This is a genomic window from Companilactobacillus furfuricola (assembly GCF_003946325.1).
Lineage (GTDB): Bacteria > Bacillota > Bacilli > Lactobacillales > Lactobacillaceae > Companilactobacillus > Companilactobacillus furfuricola.
The window spans coordinates 1-5,379 of sequence record NZ_RHNT01000082.1 but is presented as its reverse complement, the minus strand read 5'-3'; the positions used below and the strand labels follow the sequence as shown (position 1 = coordinate 5,379).

The window sequence follows — 5,379 nt, the reverse complement described above, 5'->3', positions numbered from 1 at the left end:
AGATGGTACTACATATTATCGTGTATCTACTGATGAATGGATTAAAGCTGGTAATGGCGTTAACTTTGAATAATTTTTAAACGTGTTAATTTTTAAGTAATTTATTTCATTTTTGATTTATCCTTTTTTAAATTTCAATTGAGTCCTCTCGTTGTTTGAGAGGACTTTTTTGGTGTTTTGAGGTGAATTTGTTGGGGATGGGGAAAGTCTTTTGTCTTGGTGGTATGGTGGTGTGTCTTGGTATTTATGTGGTAGATTTCTTTTGTTTTATACCAAACTCTGGGATGTATGTTGCCAAACTTCTGTTGTTATATACCAAATCTCGGTATTTTTAGAACCAAACGTTGCCCGTTTTATAGTGGAAACGAGCTCCGGGAGATAGCGGCCTCCGGTTTAGAATTTGTAAAAAAGGACTGATTTATAGAAATAGGGTAGTTCAATCTATTTTGTTTAGCTAAACTTGCTGTGGTTTTGATAGTGGTGTTTTGCTTTATCCTCAAGGATGTTGAAACGAGCTCCGCGAGGTAGCGGCCTCCGGTTAACACAGGTGGTCGCGGCGCGGCTTTGCCGCACCTTGTGCGGCCACCCGCGTTAATCCTCAGCAGCTGACCAACCTCGCTGCGCTCTCTGTGTTTAAATCCTCAGCAGCTGACCGTGCGCCTCCGCTCTCTTTTTTTATTTTAAGCGAACTTTAAGTTTCCAAGTCCATACTATGAACTTGTAAGGCGATGACCTTACTTTCCTCCTCATAATTTAAATTCTCAAATTCTCATTTAATCTCAAATTAAAACGCTGGTAGGGTGATAGCTGTTGGCTTTTCTTAAATCATTACTATACTTAATACAATAGAGGTGTTTTTTTATGAATCAACCTGATGTTTACTATCTTGAACGCTCTTTCTTTCAAATGAATGTTCCTTTTACTATTAAATTAGCTGTTGTTGGCGATGTTGATGTGGTTGAACGTATTCTTGATACTTCCTCGCAACTGATCGTCGATGACTTGAAAATTATTGATGACAAATTTTCTCCTATTAAACAAGACTCGCTTATTTCCAAATTTCACCGTGGTGAGGCTGAAGTATTTTTTCCAGGATGGGATGTTCCAGATTGTTTACAATCAGTCGGCTTTAGCTAAGATCGCTACCGGTGGACGGTATGATGCCTTTGCTTCAGATCGATTTGATCCTTCTGATATCCTTGTTGGATGGGCGATCGAGACGGAATTTATGAAGCATTTGAAGCCGTTGCTCGTTGATCCTCAGATCGTGGGTGTCTATCTTGGTTCGGAACAGAAAATGCAAGTCGCTAGCAATCCTGACAGCAATTTTTCTTGGAACGTTGAAATATTCGATCCTGACAATGATCAAGAAATGGCACATTATCAGATCAAGAATGGGGCAGTTGCCACTTCAGCGTATAATGACGTAAAAATGGCTCCTGACAGCGACTTTGAGGCTCCACGCTCAATCACCCTGATCTCCAAAGGATCGACCGAAGCAGCTATTTTGGCAGAAACGGCTATCAAGATGAAACTTACTGATGCTGTCGATATGATCGAAACATCGCAATTGACCGGACTGGTTTTGCCCGTGGGTTCACAGCCAGCTGTTTTTTCCAAAGGCCGCTTTAATGGCCGCAAACTCTACCCTTTGAAAAATAATCGAACAAAATTGAGTCAACTTTTACCTAATCGTGTCATAATGAACCTAGTAAGGAAATTCCTTACTTTTTTTGAACCAAGTTTTACCTAGACAAAAGAGGTGTCAATTATGATTGAACCTAAGACTTTTTTCCCGAATGTCGTAGTTCATAAGATGGATACTCCGTTCACGATCAAATTGGCCGTCATCAATAATGATTCTGTGGTAAAACAAATTTTGCATACGACTACTAAATTGATCGAAGAAGATCTTGAGAAGATCGAGCGAAAGTTTTCGATGACGAATAGTGATTCTTTGATCTCGAAATATCGTCAAGGTGAAACGGAAGCTGTTGCCCGTGATCCTATGTTTCAAGAAGTTTTTGGGCAGTGTAATCTGGCTAATGATTTTACTAACGGTTATTTCGATGCTTTTGATGATGGTAAGTTTGATCCTAGTGAATTGATCAAAGGTTGGGCTATCGAGAGGTTGTTCCAACTCCATCTTAAGCCTTTGTTGATCGCCCCCAATATTATTGGTGTATCTTTTGGCGACGACAAGGATATTCAAATGGCGTCAAAAGCTGATAGTGATTTTCAATGGGATATTGGCATTAACGACCCTAATCGAGTGGGCGTTAAGATTGCTGAGTATCGGATTGAAAATGGTGCTATTTCCACTACACAAATTAAGAATGATAATGTAAGGTCGTTTGATCGGCATGTTCCTTGTTTGAAGCAGGTGTCGGTTATTACTACTAGCTTGACTCGTGCTAATGCTTGGTCTTCGGTTGCTGTTAGCGCTGGTGTTGATAATTTTAAGCGTTTGATCGGTGATTCGGGATTGACTGGTGTGATGGTTGATTCATGCTCGGTTTTGACGGCTTTTACACGAGGTAAGATATCTGATGGTTTTGATAAGAAGATCAGTTAATGTTGTTTGAGCTCGCTGGCAGTTTTTATTGCTGGTGAGCTTTTTTTATATAGATGTAAGAGAGCTATGGCAGACAGAAGCGTTTTATTTTGCTGGAGGTCTGTTAGTTTGTTTGGCTTGCTGGGGTGTGGAGGTGGTAGTTTGGTTGGTACGTTCAATGCCGACTCCGGGGCCCGGGGATACGTTAAAGGAACGTAAGTGCTAACGCACTTGCGCAACCGGTTATGGTGGTGGCTACGCCACCGAACAACTAAGGTCGGGAACGTGGTGGGCACATTTTGAACCAATCGAGCAAAGTGCGCTCGCTTGTTTCAAAACTGCACCTTCCTCTAAGCTCCTTCGTCGCCAAGAGGAATTTCACCACTGAGGTCTGTATCCCCGGGCCCCTCCGTCTAGATAGTGACATAATCCCCCCTTGGTTTGAGATTTACCGATTTATTTTCTGCAAGTTGGCACTGTCTGCGCGTCCTATTTCTCACATGTCTATCTCAGACTTTATCTATTCTGGTGGGGAGTAGGAGCTTCCTTTTCTTGTTAGGATATATTCTCTTTCTAGATTATTGACTCTTTGCTCGGTTCGCGGGACTAAAGCTCCGCTCATTTTTGTGCTTTTGGTACATTGCTGATTTGGCATCTTTTTGTTTTTATGGCTAGATAAGAATTGATATTCTTTTTGTTCTATTGCTTTTGATTCTTGCTAGCGCACTCGTTCCTCGTGCTCTTGCCTGGTTCTTAGCTTTGTTTTATTCTCTGAATATTTATTTCTTGCTCGCGTGCTCGATTCTCTCGAACTCTCGCTTTGCTTTGCCTTGTTTTCATGAAATAAGAAAGCCATCGATTTTTTCGGTGGCTTTGTGTTAATGATGATATTTTTCTAATGGATTTTTTGGTAACGATGTTTCGTATTGCCGTACTAACAGGATTGCTAAGAGTAGCAGTGAGGAATCTTGAAATAGTTTTTCGCTGTAGTAGTACAGCAAGACGGTGGTTATAGCTATTGCGCCGACTATTAGCCAGTAGACTATTTCTAGTACTCTGGTCATTTTTTTTGACCTTCTATCGTTTTATTCTTGAAGCATGTTTTCTTTCCTGATCCGTTATTGGTTTTCAGTGAATCTGTTCTATTTTTTCATGTGCAATTCGTGACGGAATTTTTTCCGGAGATTGCTGATGTTTGACGACAGGTCGCTTTGTTCTTTGGTTATTAGATACAAAGTTGTGCCGATTAGAAGAATGATTGCTAGGAGAACTAATAATGAGCTGTCTGAATATAGTAGGAAGAACCAGATGATTGCTAGGGTGATCAGGACGATGCGGATGAAATAGTCGATCCATTTGTTTAGCATGTTATCACTTCCAATCATTCCTCACGCCGATACTACTACCTTGTTGATTGTTAAAGAATGCAGTTATTGGAATCGGAAATTTCTGGAATTGACGGATTGTGTATATCGCTAAGTTATATGGAAATATTATGTAGTTTTCTTTGATGAAAAAAATTTTGTTGAAATTATTAATTTATCGCTCATTTTTTGAAAAAAATTGAAAAGAATTTCATTCAAATTTGGAACTATTAAATCATTTTTAACTGATATGATAATAATTTGTTTTGAATTAGTTTTTTTGGAGGGAATTATGAGTAAGGTTATTGACCGTTGGAACACTTTTTCACACTTTGGAAAAGGGTTGATCGTGACTTTTGGCTTGATCACAGCCTTAGTTATTAGTTTATTTATTTTTTAGGAATTATTTCAAAAAAAACACCTCATCAGGGCTGAAATATATCGGTCACTGGTGAGGTGTTTTATTGTGAAATGATTTACGTATTTCACAATAGAGCTAAAATTTCACAAATGAAAAATGCACAAAAAAAGAGTAGAGGCCTACCACAAACCTCTACTCCTCGGGATATGTAAGTTGAGGGCCTACCACGAACCTCTATTACAAAAGTTGAGAAGGAATACTTCTGAAAATTATGAATTGAAAGGTGTACATTGAGGATGTACTTTCTAACTTCATAAGACATAACGACTAAGTCATTATATTCATTAAGATTGCTCCTAATGAACAACTCATATTATATATTCCTTTTTTGGAAAATACTAGTAAAAAGTTGCATATAATACGTCTTTTAACATAACTATAACGTAATAATTGCTATAATTATAGTCTTATATTACGTTTGGTAAATACCAATTAATGTAAACGGATTCGATATTGATTTTTTGATTGAATTAGATAGTTAGTGAAATAATTATTGAAATTGAACAATATAATTTCTTCACAAAACCAAGATATTTTTATCATTTGATATATATATTTGTTGATTTTCTTATTATTAGGTTATATAATTTCTATGTTGTCAGTTAATAAGTCATTGAAGGGACGCCTACCACGTTTGTTCCTTTGATGATCAGCCGGTCATTAGCTTTCATATCCCTGGATTTTACCCAATTTTCAAGATTGTTGATGATCCGGTGACTGGTTAATTCCTTTTGATAACAGATATACTAATATAATACAGTTGTTTCTTTGATTTTGAAGGACTACCACGAACCTTTATTACAAAATTTGAGAAGGATGACTGTGAAGATAGCTAGGAGGCTGTTCTCCTGGCTATTTTTTTGCTGTTAAAGATGTAAGAGAGCTATGGCAGACAGTGGCGTTTTGCTTGGGGCACGTTTTGTTAGTTTGTTTGGTTAGCTGGGATGGAGGTAGTAGTTTGGTTGGTACGTTCAATGCCGACTCCGGGGCCCGGGGATACAGACGCTGGAACGTACCCGACGCGATTTTGAGCTACCTGG

Annotated in this window: 5 protein-coding genes; 3 read left to right on the top strand and 2 right to left on the bottom strand. The window is 38.6% G+C overall.

Translation table 11 applies throughout. The annotated features are described in order from the left end of the window. The first annotated feature begins 861 nt into the window (after positions 1-861). Genes EKM78_RS12195 through EKM78_RS12185 form a run of 3 tightly spaced genes read left to right on the top strand, consistent with a single transcriptional unit; the run spans position 862 to position 2,575 of the window. Positions 862-1,137 (top strand): hypothetical protein, encoded by a 276-nt coding sequence (locus tag EKM78_RS12195; protein ID WP_125772601.1) that lies wholly within the window; start codon positions 862-864, stop codon positions 1,135-1,137. Further along, positions 1,100-1,753 carry a hypothetical protein gene (locus EKM78_RS12190; RefSeq protein WP_125772599.1) on the top strand — a complete coding sequence of 218 codons (654 nt, stop codon included), beginning with the start codon at positions 1,100-1,102 and terminating at the stop codon, positions 1,751-1,753. Before EKM78_RS12195 ends, EKM78_RS12190 begins: the two co-directional genes overlap by 38 nt. 18 nt (positions 1,754-1,771) lie before the next feature. Further along, entirely contained in the window at positions 1,772-2,575 is an 804-nt protein-coding gene (locus tag EKM78_RS12185) for an FAD:protein FMN transferase (RefSeq protein ID WP_125772597.1), read from the top strand. A gap of 857 nt (positions 2,576-3,432) precedes the next feature. Here the strand turns inward: EKM78_RS12185 and EKM78_RS12915 are convergent. Both EKM78_RS12915 and EKM78_RS12180 read right to left on the bottom strand, forming a co-directional pair. Next, positions 3,433-3,618 carry a hypothetical protein gene (locus EKM78_RS12915; RefSeq protein ID WP_164507356.1) on the bottom strand — a complete coding sequence of 62 codons (186 nt, stop codon included), beginning with the start codon at positions 3,616-3,618 and terminating at the stop codon, positions 3,433-3,435. A gap of 78 nt (positions 3,619-3,696) precedes the next feature. Further along, positions 3,697-3,921 carry a hypothetical protein gene (locus EKM78_RS12180; RefSeq protein WP_125772595.1) on the bottom strand — a complete coding sequence of 75 codons (225 nt, stop codon included), beginning with the start codon at positions 3,919-3,921 and terminating at the stop codon, positions 3,697-3,699. Positions 3,922-5,379 lie beyond the last annotated feature (1,458 nt).